The organism is Streptomyces virginiae (genome assembly GCF_040638905.1).
GTDB lineage: Bacteria > Actinomycetota > Actinomycetes > Streptomycetales > Streptomycetaceae > Streptomyces > Streptomyces virginiae_B.
The window spans coordinates 26,239-43,177 of sequence record NZ_JBEZYV010000007.1 but is presented as its reverse complement, the minus strand read 5'-3'; the positions used below and the strand labels follow the sequence as shown (position 1 = coordinate 43,177).

Here is a 16,939-nt window from a genome sequence, read left to right as displayed (position 1 = left end):
TCGGCACCCGGGTCGGTCGATCCGGGCGCGCTGACGGCAGGTCATCGGACTTGGTGTCCGGTTGCCGGACACTTCATACCGTTGCGGGACAGTTCCGGATTCCCACCGGATTCCCCTGCGGCGACAGCAGGCATGAGCATACATGTGGGGGCGGCCTTGTGCGGCAACCCCCACATGTAGTGTCGGCGTCGCTACAGCTTGAGTCGGTACGTCAGGAGTGTCAGGCCTTCGACGGGCGCCCAGTCACGCTCCGGAGTGCGTACGAAGCCCAGGCGCGCGTAGATCCGGTGGGCCCCGGCCATGCTGCGCTGGGTGGAGAGGACGACGCCCGTGACGCCCTCGACGGCCCGCGCCCGTTCGATGCACGCCCGCACCAGGGCCTCGCCGGCGCCCTGTCCGCGGGCCGCGTGGGCCACCGCGAGCATCCGGAACTCGGCCTCGTCCGGGCCTGCGATGTCGGCGAGCGGGCTGCCGGGTGCGGCGAAGGTCACCCCGCCGAGCACCTGCCCGTCGCGCTCGGCGACGAGCACCTCGGCCTGCGCGGCCCGGCCGGCCACGTCGCGCAGCACGTTGAGGTAGACGTCGTCCTCGTTGAAGTCCAGGTGCCCGTCGGCGAGGTAGGCCCGCGCCGTGATCTCGCCCAGCTCGGCGTGGTCGGCGTCCCGGACCGCTCTGATCGTGATGTCCATGCGGTCGAGTGTGCAGGACGCCTGTCGGCGCCCGGCGCTATCGTCGGAAGGCAGCACCGTCGAGAAAGGCGAGCGAGGCATGACCGTGATGACCGGCCACCGTCCCCACATGCAGACACAGGACTTCGAAGCCGTCGCGCGCATAGCGGCCCGCGAGAGGGAGGGGACACGGCTGGAGTTCATCGACGGGGTGATCAGGAGTAAGGCAGTGCCGGACGGGGACCACGGGCGGATCATTCAGTGGCTGCTCAAGATCTGCATGCAGTCACGGCCGGATGACCTCTTCCTGCATCCAGGCCAGGGAATCAAGGTGGATCAGTACCGGACCGGTCGGGCCATCCCCGATGCGGTGCTGGCGCATCCGGATGCTTTCGTCGGGCAGGGCGACTGGGTCGACCCCGACCCGATCCTCATGGCTGTCGAGGTGACCTCGTGGGATTCGGACACCCACCGGCGGGATCATGTCGAGAAGCCCCGCGCGTACGCGGAGACCGGCATCCCCCTTTACCTGCTGATCGACCGGGCCAAGTGCGAGGTCTCCGTCTACAGCCAGCCCAACGGCCAGCGGTACGAGAGTATCCACATCGTGCCCTATGGGACGGACATCGCGTTGCCCGACCCCGTCGGCATCACCCTGCAGACCGAAGTCCTCAAGGACTGGGTGCGCTGAGCACACCGTAGGGCCCCGCCGCGTCGTGCGGCGGGGCCCTACGTGTGTGTCAGCAGCAGCGGAAGCCCTCGCGGGGGTCGGCCTCGCGGGCGTCGGTGCGGGCGCGTTCGAAGGCGCGGCGGGTGAGGACCTCCGCGTCCGGGTCGTGGGAGCGGGCATGGGCGACGTACCGGTCGTACGCGGCCTCCCCGGAGAACTCCCGTACGTAGAACCTGGCCCTGGCCAGCACGCTCCGTACGGTGCTCACCCCACCGGCTCCTTGACCTGCCCGCCGCCCAAATCGCGGTCGGCCGCGGCGGCGAGCTGGGCGCGCTCCTCGGCGGTCGCGATCAGGCCCGCCGGGGCGACGATCTTCGACTCGGTCCACGGGACCTCGGAGAGCTTCGCCGACCCCGGGTCGCGGACAGCCTTGAGGCAGGTGCGGAGCGCGTCCGCGAGGACCACGATGATCAGCACCGCGAAGAGGGCGCACAGCACGCCGTCCACCGTGGCGTTGGTGACGATCGTGTGCATGTCGTCCATGTTCTTGGCCGGGGCCAGGACCTTGTCGGCGTCGATGCCCGCCTGGTATTTGTCGCGCTGGGCGAAGAAGCCGACCTTCACGTCCTCGGAGAAGACCTTCTGGTAGCTGGCGGTGAGGGTCACCGTGGCGTCCCAGACCAGCGGGACGCCCGTCACCCAGGCCCACTTGAGCCGGCCGGACTTCACCAGCAGCGTGGTGCAGACGGCCAGCGCGACCGCGGCCAGCAGCTGGTTGGCGATGCCGAAGAGCGGGAAGAGCTGGTTGATGCCGCCCAGCGGGTCCTTGATGCCGACCCACAGGAAGTAGCCCCACGCGCCGACCACGATCGCGCTCGCGAACCACACGCCGGGCTTCCAGCTGACGTCCTTGAAGGACTTGTGGACGTTGCCGAGGGTGTCCTGGAGCATGAACCGGCCCACGCGGGTGCCGGCGTCGAGCGTCGTCAGGATGAAGAGCGCCTCGAACATGATCGCGAAGTGGTACCAGAACGCCTTCATCCCGGCGCCGCCGATGACGGAGGAGAAGATCTCCGACATCCCGAGTGCGAAGGTCGGCGCGCCGCCGGTACGGGACAGCAGGCTGGCTTCCTCGACGTCCTTGGCGGCCTGGGTGAGCGCCTCGGGCGAGATGGCGAAGCCGAAGTTCGTCACCGCCTGAGAGGCGGACTCGACGGTGGTGCCGATGACCCCGCCGGGGGAGTTGACGGCGAAGAAGAGGCCGGGCTCGATGATGCAGGCCGCGATGATCGCCATGACGGCGACGAAGGACTCGGTCAGCATGGCGCCGTAGCCGATCATGCGGACCTGGGTCTCCTTCTGGATCATCTTCGGGGTGGTGCCCGAGGAGACCAGGGCGTGGAAGCCCGAGAGCGCGCCGCACGCGATGGTGATGAAGACGAACGGAAACATCGACCCGGCGAAGACCGGGCCGTCGCCGCGGGCCGCGAAGTCGGTGACCGACGGCATCTTCAGCGTCGGCATCGCGACCACCACGCCGATCGCGAGGAGCGCGATGGTGCCGACCTTCATGAAGGTGGACAGGTAGTCGCGGGGCGCGAGCAGCATCCACACCGGGAGGACCGACGCCAGGAAGCCGTACACCACCATCCAGATGACGAGCGTCTCCTTCTCCAGGGTGAAGGTCCCGGCGAAGGAGGACTCGGCGACCCAGCCGCCCGCGACGATGGCGAGCAGCAGCAGGGCGACGCCGATGAGGGAGACCTCGGTGACCCGGCCCGGCCGCAGGACGCGCAGGTAGAAGCCCATGAAGACGGCGATAGGGATGGTCATGCCGATGGAGAAGACACCCCAGGGGGAGTGCGCCAGGGCGTTGACGATGACCAGTGCCAGCACCGCCAGCAGGATGATCATGATGGCGAACACGGCGACCAGGGCGGCGGCTCCGCCCACGGGGCCGATCTCGTCCCGCGCCATCTGGCCGAGCGAACGGCCGTCGCGGCGGGTGGAGAAGAACAGTGTCACCATGTCCTGGACGGCGCCGGCGAAGATCACGCCCGCGACGATCCAGATGGTCCCGGGCAAGTAGCCCATCTGCGCGGCGAGGACGGGTCCGACGAGCGGTCCGGCGCCGGCGACGGCGGCGAAGTGGTGGCCGAAGAGCACCCGGCGGTCGGTGGGATGGAAGTCGACACCGTTGTCAAGGCGTTCGGCGGGGGTGGCCCGCGTCGCGTCGACCTTCAGCACGCGCTGCGAGATGAAGCGGGCGTAGAAGCGGTAGGCGATGGCGTACGAGCCCAGCGCGGCGGCGAGCAGCCAGGCCGCGGAGATCTCCTCGCCGCGCGAGAGCGCCAGCACGCCCCAGCCGATGGCGCCGACGAGCCCGACGAGCACCCACACGGCGATGGACTTGGGGGAGGGCGAGCCCGATGGGGTCCCCGGACTCGCCGTGTCCCGTTGTGTCCCTGTTGCTTCCGGTTCAGGCATGACCTCTCGTCCCCTCGTCGATCATCTGCGTGAGCAGGCGGAATCTACGGGGGATTGGCTGGTGAACGTAAGACCCCGACCGCATTCCGGTCGCGGGGATCCGCTACGCGGGGGGGCCGGGGGAGGTGCCTCAGGCGGCGGGGCGCTTGAGCCTGGCGACGAACTTGTAGCGGTCGCCGCGGTACACCGATCGCACCCACTCCACCGGTTCGCCGTCGGCGTCCAGGGAGTGCCGGGACAGCATCAGCATCGGCAGCCCGACGTCGGTGCCGAGCAGGCCCGCCTCGCGCGGGGTGGCCAGGGAGGTCTCGATGGTCTCCTCGGCCTCCGCGAGGTGGACGTCGTACACCTCGGCGAGGGCCGTGTAGAGGGAGGTGTACTTGGCGAGCGACCGGCGCAGCGCGGGGAAGCGCTTGGCCGAAAGGTGGGTGGTCTCGATGGCCATCGGCTCTCCGCTGGCCAGCCGCAGGCGCTCGATGCGCAGCACCCGCCCACCGGTGTTGATCTTGAGCAGTCCGGCAAGGGTGTCGTCGGCGGTCACGTAGCCGATGTCGAGGAGTTGTGAGGTCGGTTCCAGGCCCTGGGCCCGCATGTCCTCCGTGTAGGAGGTCAGTTGCAGGGCCTGCGAGACTTTGGGCTTGGCGACGAAGGTGCCTTTGCCCTGGATCCGCTCCAGTCGCCCCTCGACGACCAGCTCTTGGAGGGCTTGGCGGACCGTGGTGCGCGAGGTGTCGAATTCGGCCGCGAGCGTGCGCTCCGGCGGTACCGGGGTGCCGGGCGGCAGCGTCTCGGTCATGTCGAGCAAGTGCCGCTTGAGTCGGTAGTACTTGGGTACACGCGCCGTGCGAGTGACTGCCCCGCCGTCCGGCTCCGTGAGTGCCCCTTCGGTGGCCATCGCCGCCCGCCTTCCCGACTCCAGTTTCGCTGCCGTCACCGGCTCCTCCGATATGTGCGGTCACATGGTGACACGGCTGGGGGGACAGGCCTTCTCTCTCCCCAGGTGTCGGTCCGATAACGGACGGGACACCCGCTCATTAGACCCTTGACACCCCTAAAGGTCTAGGCCAAGCTCCAGCTACTGGTCTACACCAATATGGATCAGATCCCAGCCCCACGGCAGTACTTCGCGTATGTCACCGCGGCGGGCAAGGGAAGTGCAGGCAGGCATCCCTGAGGAGGGTGGCGTGAAGCGCAAGCTCATCGCGGCGGTCGGTGTCGCGGGCATGATGGTCGGACTCGCGGCGTGTGGCAATGGGGACGACGACAAGGCCAAGGCCGACGCGGGTCCCAAGGAGATCACCGTCTGGGTCATGGACGGCTCCGCGCCGAAGGCCTGGATCGACGAGGTCAACAAGGAGTTCTCGGCCAAGCACCCCGGTGTGACGGTCAAGGTCGAGGAGCAGAAGTGGACCGGCATCCAGGAGAAGGTCACCACGGCCCTCTCCGAGAACAACCCTCCGGACGTCCTCGAGCTCGGCAACACCCAGACCGCCGGCTACGCGGTCACCGGCGGTCTCGCCGACCTCACCAAGGAGAAGGCCCAGCTCGGCGCTGACGCCTGGCAGAAGAGCATGCTCGCCTCGGCCGAGGTCGACGGCAAGCTCTACTCCGCCCCCTGGTACGCCGCCAACCGCGTCGTCATCTACGACAAGAAGGCCTTCGCGAAGGCCGGCGTCACCCCGCCCACCACCCGCGACGAGTGGATCGCCGGCCTGGAGAAGCTGAAGGCGGCCGACCCGGCCACCCAGCCCATCTACCTGCCCGGCCAGAGCTGGTACGTCCTCGCGGGTCTCATCTGGGACGAGGGCGGCGACCTCGCCGTCAAGGACGGCGCCAAGTGGAAGGGCGGCCTCGGCACCCCGCAGGCCGGCGCCGCGATGGAGTTCTACAAGAAGGTCCAGTCCTACTCCACCGCCCCCAAGGACAAGGACGAGGCCAACCCGCAGCAGTCCACCGACATCGTCCCCAAGGGCGGCGTCGCCTCCTGGATCGGTCTCGGCTGGGAGGCCGGCGGTGCCGAGAAGGCCCTGAAGGCCGCGGGCAAGGAAGCCGACTTCGGCTACTTCCCGATCCCGGGCAAGACCGCCGACAAGACCAGCACCGTCTTCCTCGGCGGCTCGAACCTCGCCGTCGCCGAGCGCTCCAAGAACAAGGAGCTCGCCAAGGAGTGGTTGGCCCTCGCCGCAGGCAAGGACCAGATGACCAAGTACGCCGCCGAGACCAAGGGCGCGCTGCTGCCGAACCAGGCCGCCGCCAACTTCACCCCGGCCGCGGGCTCCTTCGCCGAGGCCATGGGCAAGGCCGGCGTCAACGGCAAGATCACCCCGGTCACCGCGGGCTGGGCGAACGTCGAGACCGAGCCGAACCCCATCAAGGAGTTCATGACCAAGGTCCTCAAGGGTGAGGACGCGGCCAAGGCCGGCGCGGACGCGGACGCCGAGATCGCCAAGCGCATCAACAAGTAGTCCCGCCCCGCAGTACCCGCACCACCCAGCAGTGTGAACGCACCGGGGAGTGCGGCAGGTGCCCGGACACCCGCCGCGCCCCGGTCGCGCATTTGACTCCACAGTCAACCGCGAGGAAGCCAAGCCATGACCGTGCACTCCCAGGGAGCGGTGACCAGCGCTCCACAGGACGCACCACCGAAGTCCGCCGGACTGCCCGAGACGCCGGCCCCAGCAACCGGCCCCGGCCCCGGCGCCAGGCCGCCTCGCGGGAGCGGGAAGTCGCTCCCCACCGGGTGGCTGCCCTACCTGCTGGTCGCGCCCGCGGTGCTCGCCCTCGCGACGCTCCTGCTGTACCCGCTGATCAAGAACGTGATCCTGTCCCTCCAGGACATCAACAAGATCGAGTTCATCCAGCGGAAGTACCCCTTCGCGGGATTCGACAACTACACCGAACTGCTCGGCGACCCGGACTTCTGGACCGTCGTCGTCCGCAGCTTCGCCTTCACCCTGGCCAACGTCGCGCTGATCATGGTGCTGGGCAGCCTCATCGGCATCCTGCTCAACAAGCTCGGCAAGAAGATGCGCCTGGTCCTCTCGATGGCGCTGGTGATGGCCTGGGCCATGCCGATCGTCGCCTCGGTGCAGGTCTTCCGGTGGCTGTTCGACGAGCAGTTCGGCGTCATGAACTGGGTCATGCGCACCGCCGGCTTCTCCGGCTACGAACAGCACAACTGGATGGAGACCGGCCTCTCCACCATGGTGATCGTCACGATCCTGGTGGTCTGGGGCTCCATCCCCTTCGTCGCCCTCAACATGTACGCCGGCCTCACCACGGTCGGCGCCGAGCTGTACGAGGCCGCCCGCATGGACGGCGCCAATGGCTGGCAGACCTTCTGGAAGATCGTCTTCCCGAACCTGAAGCCCTTCTTCCTCATCACCACCTTCCTGGAGGTGATCTGGGTGTTCAAGGCCTTCACCCAGGTCTACGCGATGAACAAGGGCGGCCCGGACCGAGCTTCCGAGATCCTGCCGGTCTTCGCCTACGTCGAGGGCCAGAGCCAGGCCCACTACGGCCTCGCCGCCGCGATCTCCGTCCTGACGATCGTGATCCTCGTGATCGTCATGTCCTTCTACTTCCGCCTGATCCTGAAGCAGGAGGAGGAGCAGTGAGCACGACCACCGCCCCGGAGCCCGCGGCTCCCGAGAGGCCCGCACAGCAGCTCCGCACCCGCCGCCCGGTGCGACCCGCGGCCGTGGCCAAGAACCTCGGCGCCCTTCTGCTGGCCCTGGTCTTCGTCTTCCCCGTGTACTGGATGTTCTCGTCGGCCCTCAAGCCGTCCGACCAGATGCTCACGAAGGACCCGGTCTTCGTCTTCACGCCGACGCTGGACAACTTCGGCAAGGCCACCGGGGTCCAGAACTTCTGGACGTACGTCACCAACAGCGTCCTGGTCACCGTCGGCGCCGTCCTGCTGGCCCTGCTCGTCGCCCTCGCCGCGAGCTTCGCCATCGCCCGGATGCGGTTCAAGGGACGCAAGGGCCTGGTCCTCACGGTGATGATGGCCCAGATGGCCCCCTGGGAGGTCATGGTCATCGCGATGTACATGATCGCCCGCGACGGGGAGATGCTGAACAGCCTCCCGCTGCTCACGGCCATCTACTTCGTGATGATCCTCCCCTTCACCATCTGGACCCTGCGCGGCTTCATCGCCGCCGTCCCGGTGACCCTGGAGGAGGCCGCCCAGATCGACGGCTGCACCCGCGGCCAGGCCTTCCGCAAGGTGATCTTCCCGCTGCTGGCCCCCGGCCTGATGTCCACCTCGCTCTTCGGCTTCATCACGGCCTGGAACGAGTTCGCCATGGTCCTGATCCTCAACAAGGACAAGACCGCGCAGACCCTGCCCCTGTGGCTGACCGAGTTCATGTCCGCCTTCGGCAACGACTGGGGCGCCACCATGGCCGCCTCCTCGCTCTTCGCGGTCCCGGTCCTGCTGATCTTCATCTTCCTCCAGCGCAAGGCCGTCGGCGGCATGACCGCCGGCGCCGTGAAGGGATGACGCCCCCATGACCGTCCTTGCGCACCGCGCCACCGCCTCCGACGAGGTGACCCGCGACGCCCTCGCCGTCCTCCAGCCCGGCTTCGAGGGCACCACCGCCCCCGCCTGGCTGCTCCGCAGGATCGGCGAAGGCCTCACCTCCGTGGGCCTGTTCGGCCGCAACATCGCCTCGCCCGCACAACTGGCCGCGCTGACAGCGCAGCTGCGCGCCGAACGCGACGACGTCCTCGTCGCCATCGACGAGGAGGGCGGCGACGTCACCCGCCTGGAGGTCCGGGGTGGTTCGTCCTTCCCCGGAAACCTGGCCCTCGGCGCCGTCGACGACACCGGCCTGACCCGGGACGTCGCCCGCGAGCTCGGCCGCCGCCTCGCCGAGTGCGGGGTCAACCTCAACTGGGCCCCCTCCGCCGACGTCAACTCCAACCCGGACAACCCGGTCATCGGCGTACGCTCCTTCGGCGCCGACACCCACCTCGCCGCCCGGCACACCGCCGCCTACGTCGAGGGGCTCCAGGCCGCCGGCGTCGCCGCGTGCACCAAGCACTTCCCGGGTCACGGCGACACCAACGTCGACTCCCACCACGCCCTGCCCCGCATCGACGTCGACCTCGACACCCTCGCCGCGCGGGAACTCGTACCGTTCAAGGCCGCCATCGAGGCCGGGACGAAGGCCGTGATGAGCGCCCACATCCTGGTGCCCGCCCTCGACCCGACCCGGCCGGCCACGCTCAGCCCGCAGATCCTGACCGGCCTGCTGCGCAAGGAGCTCGGCTACGAGGGCCTCATCGTCACCGACGGCATGGAGATGCACGCCATCGCCGGGACGTACGGGATCGAGCGCGGCTCGGTCCTGGCCATCGCGGCGGGAGCCGACGCCATCTGCGTCGGAGGCGGACTCGCCGACGAGGCCACCGTCCTGCGGCTGCGCGACGCCCTGGTCGCGGCCGTACGGGAGGGCACGCTCCCCCAGGAGCGCCTCGCCGACGCGGCCGCCCGGGTCCGCGCGCTGGCCGCGTGGACCCGGGAGGCCCGGCCCGACGCGCGGCCGGAGGGGAGCCGCGCGTCCGGCATCGGCCTGACCGCCGCCCGCCGGGCCCTCGTCGTCACCGGTGTGGCCGGCCCGCTGACCGGCCCGTACGTCGCGACCCTCACCCCGGTCGCGAACATCGCGGTCGGCGACGAGACCCCGTGGGGCCCGGCCGCCGAGCTGGCCGAGCTGCTGCCGGACACGGTCTCGGACCTCTACCCGCAGGGCGCCACCGCCGCGCAGATCCTGGCGGCGGCGGGGGAGCGCACCGTGGTCGCGGTGGTCCGCGACACGCACCGCCACCCGTGGATGGCCGAGGTGCTGGACGCCCTGGTCGAGGCCCGGCCGGACACGGTGGTGGTCGAGATGGGGCTGCCGCGCGCCGAGCCGCGCGGGGCCCTGCACATCGCCACGCACGGTGCCGCGCGCGTCTGCGGACGCGCCGCCGCCGAGGTCGTCGCGGGGGCCGTCACGGCCATGTGACGCGCCGCGGAACCGGAGCCGGGCACCTGTCACAGGGGTGGTGCCCGGCTCCGCCGCGTACGAGGAAGGGCCGGGCCCCCCGAGGGGAGCCCGGCCTTGGCCGTGCGGAGGCCTACAGACCCTGCCAGGACGGCTTGTTGGCGTAGGCATGGCGGAAGTAGTCGGCCAGCTTGAGCTTCGAGGCGGCGGCCTCGTCCACGACGACGGTGGCGTGCCGGTGCAGTTGCAGCGCGGACGCCGGTACGAGAGCGGACAGCGGACCCTCGACGGTCTGCGCGACGGCCTCGGCCTTGCCCTCGCCGGTGGCCAGCAGCACCAGGTGGCGGGCGTCGAGGATGGTGCCGATGCCCTGGGTGATGACGTGGTGCGGCACCTGCTCCAGGTCGTCGTCGAAGAAGCGCGCGTTGTCCACGCGGGTCTGCTCCGTCAGCGTCTTGATGCGGGTGCGCGAGGCCAGGGACGAGCAGGGCTCGTTGAAGCCGATGTGCCCGTCCGTGCCGATGCCCAGCAGCTGCAGGTCGACGCCGCCGGCCTCGGCGAGGGCCCGGTCGTAGGCCTCGCAGGCGGCGACGAGGTCCTCGGCCGAACCGTCGGGGCCCATGAAGGAGGCCTCCGTCAGGCCGAGGGGCTCGACGACCTCGCGCAGGACGACGGCGCGGTAGGACTCGGGGTGGCCGGCCGGCAGGCCGACGTACTCGTCGAGCTGGCATATCCGGGCCGCGGAGGCGTCGACCTCCCCCGCCCCGACCTTGCGCGCGAGCGCCTCGTAGACGGGCAGCGGGGTAGAGCCGGTCGCCACGCCGAGCAGGGCGTCGGGCTTGCGGCGCACCAGGGCGGCCATGGCCTCCGCGATGAGCTCGCCGCCTGCCTTGGCGTCCGGGACGATGACAACTTCCACGCGGGGCCTGCCGATCTGGAGTGGGTGGTGTGGTATAGACCAATCTAGCAGAGGGGGGCCGGGTGCGGCGGGTCCCGCCGCTTTCCATGGTGATCCCGATCCCGCCCTCCGGCCTCCTGAGGGTCGCCCGGGAGGCCGGTGCGGTGCACGGGGCCACAGCCGGTCTGACCTGCGATTGGTTGCCCTGTCTACAACTCCTTTGTCGCATAGGGTGGCTTTGGTAGGTAAATCGTGCTATTTGCGATCGGAGTGGTAGTCATGGCCAGGAATCCGACCTACACCTTCGAGAGTTACAGAGCCGTGGCGAGCGCCACGCGCGCCGCCGATCTCGCGGAGACCACCTCCCCGTTCCAGATCGAGGTCCGCTTCATCGGAGGGCTGTCGAACAGCCAGAAGGACGTCTTCGCCGAGGCGGCCGAGCGCTGGGCACGGGTCATCGTCGGTGACCTGGAGACCGCGATCATCCGCGACTTCAGCGGCGAGGTGATCGTCGACGACATCCTGATCGACGCCGAAGGAGTGTTCCTCGACGGCGTCTTCGGCGTCCTCGGCGAGGCCGGACCGCGCGTCTTCCGGCCCCAGACGGCGCTCGCCGGGGCGGGTCTCCCGGTGAAGGCCATCATGCGGTTCGACAAGGCCGACCTCGGCCAGATGGAAGACGACGGCTCACTGCTCGACGTCATCACCCACGAGATGGGTCACTGCCTGGGGGTCGGCGCATTCGTCTGGAGCGCCTTCGGCCTGCTGAAGGACTGGCCCCCGATCGTCATGCCGGGCAACCCCACCTTCGTCGGCCCGGGCGCCATGGCGGAGTTCGGCCTTCTCCGCGGTGAGGGGCAGCCCCTCCCGGTCCCGGTCGCGAACGTCGGCGGCCCGGGCAGCGCGGGCAGTCACTGGCGCGAGACGGTCTTCGGCAACGAACTGATGTCGCCGACCATCGCCGCGGCAGGAAACCCGCTGAGCCGGCTGACCGCGGCGAGCCTCGGGGACATCGGCTACGAGGTCGACCTCGATGGCGCGGAGTCCTACGAACTGCCCGACCTCATGGCGATCGCGGCGGCCGGCGAAGGGCCGTCCCAGGCCCCGCGGGGCATCGTGCTCCCGACCGTCCCCAGCTCCATCCCCTCCGAACGGCCTTGAAGACTAGGTCAGTGCCAACTGCAGGCCGCCCGTGGCGTCCAGGTGCTGGCCGGTGACCCAGCGGGAGTCCGCCGAGGCCAGGAAGGCCACCACGTCCGCCACCTCCTCCGCCGTGCCCACCCGGTGGAAGACCGAGCGGGCGGCCAGGTGGGCCCGGGTCGCGGGGTCCCCGAGCAGGACCGCGTTCAGATCCGTCTCGGTGATCCCCGGCCCCACCGAGTTCACGGTGATCCCCCGCGGCGCCAGCTCGGCGGCCAGCGAGCGCGTCATGGCGTTCGCCGCGCCCTTCGCCATGACCGTCGCGAGGATCGCCGGCAGCGCGAGGTCCGGGGTGCCGGTCACGTTCACGATCCGGCCCCCGTCACGCAGCCGCGCCAGCCCGTGCTTGATCACGAAGAACGGCGCCTTGGCGTTCAGCGCGTGCGCCCGGTCGTAGGCCTCCTCGTCGGTGTCCGCGATCCCCGCGAAGGTCGCCGCCCCCGCGTTGTTCACGAGGATGTCCACCGCCTCCGTGTGCGCGGGGTGGGCCTCGTACGCCGCCCAGAGGGCCTGTGCGTCCCCCGGGACCCCCAGCTCGGCACCGATGGCGAAGGCCCGCCCGCCCGCCGCCCCGATCGCCGCGACGGTCTCCCCGGCCGCGGCCGCGTTGCGGCCGTAGTGCACCGCCACCAGTGCCCCGTCCCGTGCCAGCCGCTCCGCCACGGCCCGGCCGATGCCCCGGCTGCCGCCCGTGACCAGTGCCGTCTTTCCTTCGAGCACGCCCATGACGCGCCCCCCTCCGCATTTGCTAGTGGTCGCTACAGAAAGGACCGTACCAGATTCCTTAGCGCCCGCTATAGAATGTGGGAATGGTGACCGGACAGCGCGGCAGGCCCCGCTCCTTCGACCGTGACGCCGCCCTGGACAAGGCGATGGCGGCCTTCTGGGAACGTGGCTACGAGGCGACCTCGATCTCCGACCTGACCACCTCGATCGGCATCAGCGCGCCCAGCCTCTACGCGGCCTTCGGCGACAAGCGCAAGCTCTTCGACGAGGTCGTCGTGGTGTACGGGAGCCGCTACGGCGACTTCGCCGCCGTGGCGCTGGCCGAGGAGCCCACCGCCCGCGCCGCCGTCGGGCGCATCCTGCGCGAGGCGGCCGAGGTCTACACCGACCCGGCCCACCCGCCGGGCTGCATGGTGATCAGCGCGGCCACCAACACCACCTCGGAGGAGGTGGCCCAGGCGCTGCGCGATCGCCGCAACGCCAACCTGGAGCTCTTCGAGAGCCGGATCCGCGCCGACATCGCCACCGGCGAGCTGCCCGTGAACACGGACGCGCGGGCGCTGGCCCGGTACGCCGGAGCCGTGCTCCAGGGGATGTCCCAGCAGTCGCGCGACGGGGCGACCCGGAAAGAGCTGGAGGCGGTGGCGGAGCGCGCCCTGCTGGCCTGGCCGTGAAAAAGGCCCCGTAAATTCCTCTGGGCCACGGTGCAGGACGGGACCCTCAACCCGTCCGGCACCGTAGCCCGGAGTACTAACGGCCGTCAGGTGTGCGGTTCCCGGCGGCCGGTGAGAGGTGTCAGCGCGGTCAGGGCAGAGCGCGCGACCACCTCGATCCGTCCTCCTGTGCGGGGAGGGCGGAGACTCTAAGTCAATTCTGGACTAGACCATTCTGTTCTGTCCATCCAATGACGGTAGCGGGAAACCCGTCACTTCCTCCAACACTACGCGGCCCGCGCCCCTCCTGGATACTCCTGAGTACCGTCTCGGGGAAAGTCATCGTGCGTACCCGGGGTACGCTCGCAACGTGCCCTCCATGAACGACCTCGTACGCCAGCACACCGCTCTCGGAGAAACCGACCTGGAGTGGCTCCACCTGCTGGTCTCGGAGTGGCAGCTGCTCTCCGACCTCTCCTTCGCCGACCTCGTGCTGTGGGTGCCCACCCTCGACGGCAGCCGGTACGTCTCGGTCGCCCAGATGCGCCCCAACACCGGCCCCACCTCGTACCAGGACGACATGGTCGGCCACCTGGTGCCGCGAGGCCGCCGCCCGCTGCTGGACGCCGCGCTCGACGAGGGCCGCATCGTGCGCGAGGGCGATCCGGAGTGGCGCGAGGAGGTGCCGGTCCGCGTCGAGTCGATCCCCGTGCGCCGCGAGGGCCGCGTACTGGGAGTGATCGCCCGCAACACCAACCTGCTCACTGTGCGTACACCCAGCCGGCTGGAGCTGACCTACCTCCAGTCCGCCTCGGACCTCGCGCAGATGATCGCGGCGGGCTCCTTCCCCTTCCCCGGCCAGCAGGTCGACATGGACGCCTCCCCTCGCGTCGGGGACGGCCTGATCCGGCTCGACGCCGACGGCGTGGTCACCTACGCCTCCCCGAACGCGCTCTCCGCCTACCACCGCCTCGGCCTCGCCTCCGACCTGGTCGGCCAGGACCTCGGCGTGACCACCGCCGAACTCGCGCCCTCCCGCGGCCCGGTCGACGAGGCGCTGGTCAAGCTGGCCAGCGGCTGGGCCCCCCGGGAGACCGAGGTCGAGGGGAACGGCGGCGTCATCCAGCTGCGCGCCATCCCGCTGAAGCCGAAGGGCACCCGGATCGGCTCCCTGGTGCTCTGCCGCGACGTCACCGAACTGCGGCGTCGCGAACGTGAACTGATCACCAAGGACGCGACCATCCGGGAGATCCACCACCGGGTGAAGAACAACCTCCAGACCGTGGCCGCGCTGTTGCGGCTCCAGGCCCGCCGAATGGATTCTGCCCAGGGCCGCGAGGCGCTGAACGAGGCCGTGCGCCGCGTCGGTTCGATCGCGATCGTGCACGAGACGCTGTCTCAGAACCTCGACGAGCGGGTCGAGTTCGACGAGATCGCCGACCGCGTCATCGCGATGGTCTCGGAGATCTCGCCGGGCAAGGTCGACTGCCGGCGCACGGGCCGCTTCGGGATCCTCGACGCCGAGGTCGCCACCCCGCTGTCGATGGTGCTGACCGAGATCCTGCAGAACGCCCTGGAGCACGCCTTCACCCAGGGGGAGCGGGGCACCGTGGAAGTGGCCGCGCTGCGCAGCGGGACCGGCCGCAAGGACGGCCGGCTGCTGATCACCGTGCTCGACGACGGCAACGGCCTGCCCGAGGGCTTCGACCCCCAGCGGGCCGGCAACCTCGGACTGCAGATCGTACGGACGCTCGTGGAGGGCGAGCTCGGCGGCACCTTCGACATGGTCCGGGCCGAGCCGCGCGGCACCAAGGTCGTCCTCGACCTGCCGTCCAGCCCGCAGAAGTAGCAGCCGTACGGTGACTCAGTGTCAAAGGTGGCCTGCGGGCCGCGGGTACGCAGCGTAGTCGCGGCACAGCACTGAGCCCCGGACCGAATGCTTCGGTCCGGGGCTCAAGAGCACGTTGCTGAGCGCTTTTCGGTTACTGCGCGCTGCGCGTCGAGGCTCGAAAGTCGTTTGTCAGGCGCTGGCGTTGCGCGCCCGGTTGCGAGCGGCGCGGCGCTTCATGGCGCGGCGCTCGTCCTCGCTGAGACCGCCCCAGACGCCGGAGTCCTGACCGGACTCGAGCGCCCACTGCAGGCACTGCTCCATGACGGGGCAACGGCGGCAGACGGCCTTGGCTTCCTCGATCTGCAGCAGCGCAGGACCGGTGTTGCCGATGGGGAAGAAGAGTTCCGGGTCTTCCTCGCGGCAAACGGCGTTGTGACGCCAGTCCATGGCTGCTCCATCTCCTTGTATTGCGGGCACTTTGCTTGTGAATGTGAACGCTTTCACGAATCCCCCCGTGAGGGAAGGGCGACCGCCCGGTTTCACGCGGGTGATCAGTCTGAGATTCGTGGAGGGGTTCTGGCGGTCTGTGTGGGTGCCGGGTCTTGCGGGCTGTCCCGATCGCCATGAAGAGATTCGCAAACCTCGGACGGGGATACAACCCCTTCCGGAAAGTTTTTTTTGATTCGTCGGTGTCTACTAGGTCACAGCCCTACATCGTGAGGGTGGACCGGCGTGTAAACGTTCGAGTGAAAGGCCTGCGGGCCCTTCCACTCACACAATCACACGCAGTGCACGGCGTACGCCTGTGAACCGAACGCTGGTGCGCAGTCCGAGGTGATCACCGTCCATCTGGAACGGGAGGGGAACCTTCGAATGCAAGGTGAAGTCGGTCAGATCGTGCAGAGACACCGCATGCTTGCCGTGCGGACCCCGCTCAGGAGTGGAGGTCAGGAGCTGTGTCGCGTACCGAGCGACGGCCGGAGTTGACAAACGGTTGAGTGCCAATACGTCAAGCGCAGTATCGAACGACGCCTCCGGAGAGGCGTAAAGCGGACGATTCCCCAGATACGTCCAGGGTGAGGTGTTGCACACTATCGACAGCACCAGGTCCGTCACCGGATCCGCGCCGGGGCGCTCCAGCGTCACCGTCCCGTGCCGGCGGTTGGGCTCCTCCCAGAACTGGCGCATCAGCTGTCGTACATACAGGGCATGCGTCGAGCGCTTGCCGCGCTCGCGCTGCTGCTCCACCCGCCCCACGACACCCGCGTCGAAACCGAAGCCCGCGCAGAAGGTGAACCAGCGCGCCGGCACCGACTCGTCCTCCGTACCCGGAGTCCCCGCCGCCAGACCCAGGCCGACCGTCCGCTCACGCTCCTCGCGCATCGCGTCCAGGAGCGCGCCCGTCGCCTCGACCGCGTCGTTCGGCAGCCCCAGGGCGCGGGCGAACACATTCGTGGAGCCACCGGGGACCACCGCCAGCCGGGGGAGCCGGTCCGGATCGGGCCCGTTGTGCAGGAGCCCGTTCACCACCTCGTTGACCGTGCCGTCGCCGCCCAGGGCGACCACCAGGTCCAGCCCCTCGTGCGCGGCCTTGCGCCCCAGGTCCCGGGCGTGCCCGCGGTACTCGGTCGTGACCGCCTCCAGCTTCATCTCGCTGGCCAGGGCATGGATCAGGACGTCGCGCGTGCGCGCACTGGTGGTCGTCGCTGCTGGGTTGGCCACGAGAAGTGCACGCATGAGCGCCAGACTACCCACCCCTTCGCGAGCCGACCCTACTGCCCGTCCCCTCCGGCTTCCGGAGGGCGCCGCTACC

At 69.6% G+C, this 16,939-nt stretch carries 16 protein-coding genes and 1 riboswitch; of the genes, 8 read left to right on the top strand and 8 right to left on the bottom strand.

All coding sequences use genetic code 11. The annotated features are described in order from the left end of the window. Positions 1 to 18: 18 nt before the first annotated feature. Positions 19 to 140: riboswitch (cobalamin riboswitch) on the bottom strand. Between the two features lie 51 nt (positions 141 to 191). Beyond that, complete coding sequence (locus AB0F82_RS12395) at positions 192 to 689, bottom strand: GNAT family N-acetyltransferase (protein WP_362626210.1); 498 nt, start codon at positions 687 to 689, stop codon at positions 192 to 194. Between the two features lie 79 nt (positions 690 to 768). Between AB0F82_RS12395 and AB0F82_RS12390 the strand changes: the two genes are divergently transcribed. Next, a complete protein-coding gene (locus tag AB0F82_RS12390) occupies positions 769 to 1,359 on the top strand; it encodes a Uma2 family endonuclease (protein WP_356815416.1) in 591 nt (196 codons plus the stop codon). 49 nt (positions 1,360 to 1,408) lie between these two features. Here AB0F82_RS12390 and AB0F82_RS12385 read toward each other — a convergent pair whose 3' ends face one another. From AB0F82_RS12385 to AB0F82_RS12375, 3 genes are all read right to left on the bottom strand, one after another. Beyond that, positions 1,409 to 1,606 carry a CstA-like transporter-associated (seleno)protein gene (locus AB0F82_RS12385; RefSeq protein ID WP_030016682.1) on the bottom strand — a complete coding sequence of 66 codons (198 nt, stop codon included), beginning with the start codon at positions 1,604 to 1,606 and terminating at the stop codon, positions 1,409 to 1,411. After that, positions 1,603 to 3,825 carry a carbon starvation CstA family protein gene (locus AB0F82_RS12380; RefSeq protein WP_362626206.1) on the bottom strand — a complete coding sequence of 741 codons (2,223 nt, stop codon included), beginning with the start codon at positions 3,823 to 3,825 and terminating at the stop codon, positions 1,603 to 1,605. Before AB0F82_RS12380 ends, AB0F82_RS12385 begins: the two co-directional genes overlap by 4 nt. A gap of 130 nt (positions 3,826 to 3,955) precedes the next feature. Then, the gene (locus AB0F82_RS12375) at positions 3,956 to 4,720 is read right to left on the bottom strand and encodes a GntR family transcriptional regulator (RefSeq protein ID WP_356815421.1); all 765 of its coding nucleotides are present in this window, start codon (positions 4,718 to 4,720) and stop codon (positions 3,956 to 3,958) included. Positions 4,721 to 5,009: 289 nt separating this feature from the next. On the opposite strand from AB0F82_RS12375, the gene AB0F82_RS12370 reads away from it, so the two are divergent. From AB0F82_RS12370 to AB0F82_RS12355, 4 genes are all read left to right on the top strand, one after another. Then, positions 5,010 to 6,290: an extracellular solute-binding protein gene (locus AB0F82_RS12370; protein WP_362626203.1), complete on the top strand. Its 1,281-nt coding sequence runs from the start codon at positions 5,010 to 5,012 to the stop codon at positions 6,288 to 6,290. A 126-nt stretch (positions 6,291 to 6,416) separates the two neighbouring features. Then, positions 6,417 to 7,442, top strand: a complete 1,026-nt coding sequence (locus AB0F82_RS12365; protein ID WP_362626200.1) for a carbohydrate ABC transporter permease — start codon at positions 6,417 to 6,419, stop codon at positions 7,440 to 7,442. Then, positions 7,439 to 8,329, top strand: coding sequence for a carbohydrate ABC transporter permease (locus tag AB0F82_RS12360; protein WP_436842076.1), 891 nt, complete (start codon positions 7,439 to 7,441; stop codon positions 8,327 to 8,329). The genes AB0F82_RS12365 and AB0F82_RS12360 overlap by 4 nt, the downstream gene beginning before the upstream one ends. 7 nt (positions 8,330 to 8,336) lie before the next feature. After that, the gene (locus AB0F82_RS12355; RefSeq protein ID WP_362626197.1) at positions 8,337 to 9,839 is read left to right on the top strand and encodes a glycoside hydrolase family 3 protein; all 1,503 of its coding nucleotides are present in this window, start codon (positions 8,337 to 8,339) and stop codon (positions 9,837 to 9,839) included. 112 nt (positions 9,840 to 9,951) lie between these two features. Here the strand turns inward: AB0F82_RS12355 and nagB are convergent, their stop codons facing one another. After that, the gene (gene nagB, locus AB0F82_RS12350; protein ID WP_362626194.1) at positions 9,952 to 10,737 is read right to left on the bottom strand and encodes a glucosamine-6-phosphate deaminase; all 786 of its coding nucleotides are present in this window, start codon (positions 10,735 to 10,737) and stop codon (positions 9,952 to 9,954) included. 258 nt (positions 10,738 to 10,995) lie between these two features. On the opposite strand from nagB, the gene AB0F82_RS12345 reads away from it, so the two are divergent. Continuing rightward, positions 10,996 to 11,877 (top strand): leishmanolysin-related zinc metalloendopeptidase, encoded by an 882-nt coding sequence (locus AB0F82_RS12345; RefSeq protein WP_362626191.1) that lies wholly within the window; start codon positions 10,996 to 10,998, stop codon positions 11,875 to 11,877. A gap of 3 nt (positions 11,878 to 11,880) precedes the next feature. Here AB0F82_RS12345 and AB0F82_RS12340 read toward each other — a convergent pair whose 3' ends face one another. After that, the gene (locus AB0F82_RS12340) at positions 11,881 to 12,642 is read right to left on the bottom strand and encodes an SDR family oxidoreductase (RefSeq protein WP_362626188.1); all 762 of its coding nucleotides are present in this window, start codon (positions 12,640 to 12,642) and stop codon (positions 11,881 to 11,883) included. Positions 12,643 to 12,725: 83 nt separating this feature from the next. Between AB0F82_RS12340 and AB0F82_RS12335 the strand changes: the two genes are divergently transcribed. After that, positions 12,726 to 13,316, top strand: coding sequence for a TetR/AcrR family transcriptional regulator (locus AB0F82_RS12335; RefSeq protein ID WP_362626185.1), 591 nt, complete (start codon positions 12,726 to 12,728; stop codon positions 13,314 to 13,316). Between the two features lie 358 nt (positions 13,317 to 13,674). After that, positions 13,675 to 15,144: a sensor histidine kinase gene (locus AB0F82_RS12330; protein WP_356815194.1), complete on the top strand. Its 1,470-nt coding sequence runs from the start codon at positions 13,675 to 13,677 to the stop codon at positions 15,142 to 15,144. A 171-nt stretch (positions 15,145 to 15,315) separates the two neighbouring features. Here AB0F82_RS12330 and AB0F82_RS12325 read toward each other — a convergent pair whose 3' ends face one another. Both AB0F82_RS12325 and AB0F82_RS12320 read right to left on the bottom strand, forming a co-directional pair. Further along, complete coding sequence (locus tag AB0F82_RS12325) at positions 15,316 to 15,573, bottom strand: WhiB family transcriptional regulator (RefSeq protein ID WP_003953983.1); 258 nt, start codon at positions 15,571 to 15,573, stop codon at positions 15,316 to 15,318. Positions 15,574 to 15,897: 324 nt separating this feature from the next. Further along, positions 15,898 to 16,863 carry a diacylglycerol/lipid kinase family protein gene (locus tag AB0F82_RS12320; protein WP_362626607.1) on the bottom strand — a complete coding sequence of 322 codons (966 nt, stop codon included), beginning with the start codon at positions 16,861 to 16,863 and terminating at the stop codon, positions 15,898 to 15,900. Positions 16,864 to 16,939 lie beyond the last annotated feature (76 nt).

Coding starts and splice junctions, on each gene's coding strand:
- AB0F82_RS12395 (WP_362626210.1), bottom strand. CDS start 689: ATGGACATCACGATCAGAGCGGTCCGGGACGCCGACCACGCCGAGCTG.
- AB0F82_RS12390 (WP_356815416.1), top strand. CDS start 769: ATGACCGTGATGACCGGCCACCGTCCCCACATGCAGACACAGGACTTC.
- AB0F82_RS12380 (WP_362626206.1), bottom strand. CDS start 3,825: ATGCCTGAACCGGAAGCAACAGGGACACAACGGGACACGGCGAGTCCG.
- AB0F82_RS12375 (WP_356815421.1), bottom strand. CDS start 4,720: ATGGCCACCGAAGGGGCACTCACGGAGCCGGACGGCGGGGCAGTCACT.
- AB0F82_RS12365 (WP_362626200.1), top strand. CDS start 6,417: ATGACCGTGCACTCCCAGGGAGCGGTGACCAGCGCTCCACAGGACGCA.
- AB0F82_RS12355 (WP_362626197.1), top strand. CDS start 8,337: ATGACCGTCCTTGCGCACCGCGCCACCGCCTCCGACGAGGTGACCCGC.
- AB0F82_RS12345 (WP_362626191.1), top strand. CDS start 10,996: ATGGCCAGGAATCCGACCTACACCTTCGAGAGTTACAGAGCCGTGGCG.
- AB0F82_RS12340 (WP_362626188.1), bottom strand. CDS start 12,642: ATGGGCGTGCTCGAAGGAAAGACGGCACTGGTCACGGGCGGCAGCCGG.
- AB0F82_RS12335 (WP_362626185.1), top strand. CDS start 12,726: ATGGTGACCGGACAGCGCGGCAGGCCCCGCTCCTTCGACCGTGACGCC.
- AB0F82_RS12330 (WP_356815194.1), top strand. CDS start 13,675: ATGAACGACCTCGTACGCCAGCACACCGCTCTCGGAGAAACCGACCTG.
- AB0F82_RS12325 (WP_003953983.1), bottom strand. CDS start 15,573: ATGGACTGGCGTCACAACGCCGTTTGCCGCGAGGAAGACCCGGAACTC.
- AB0F82_RS12320 (WP_362626607.1), bottom strand. CDS start 16,863: ATGCGTGCACTTCTCGTGGCCAACCCAGCAGCGACGACCACCAGTGCG.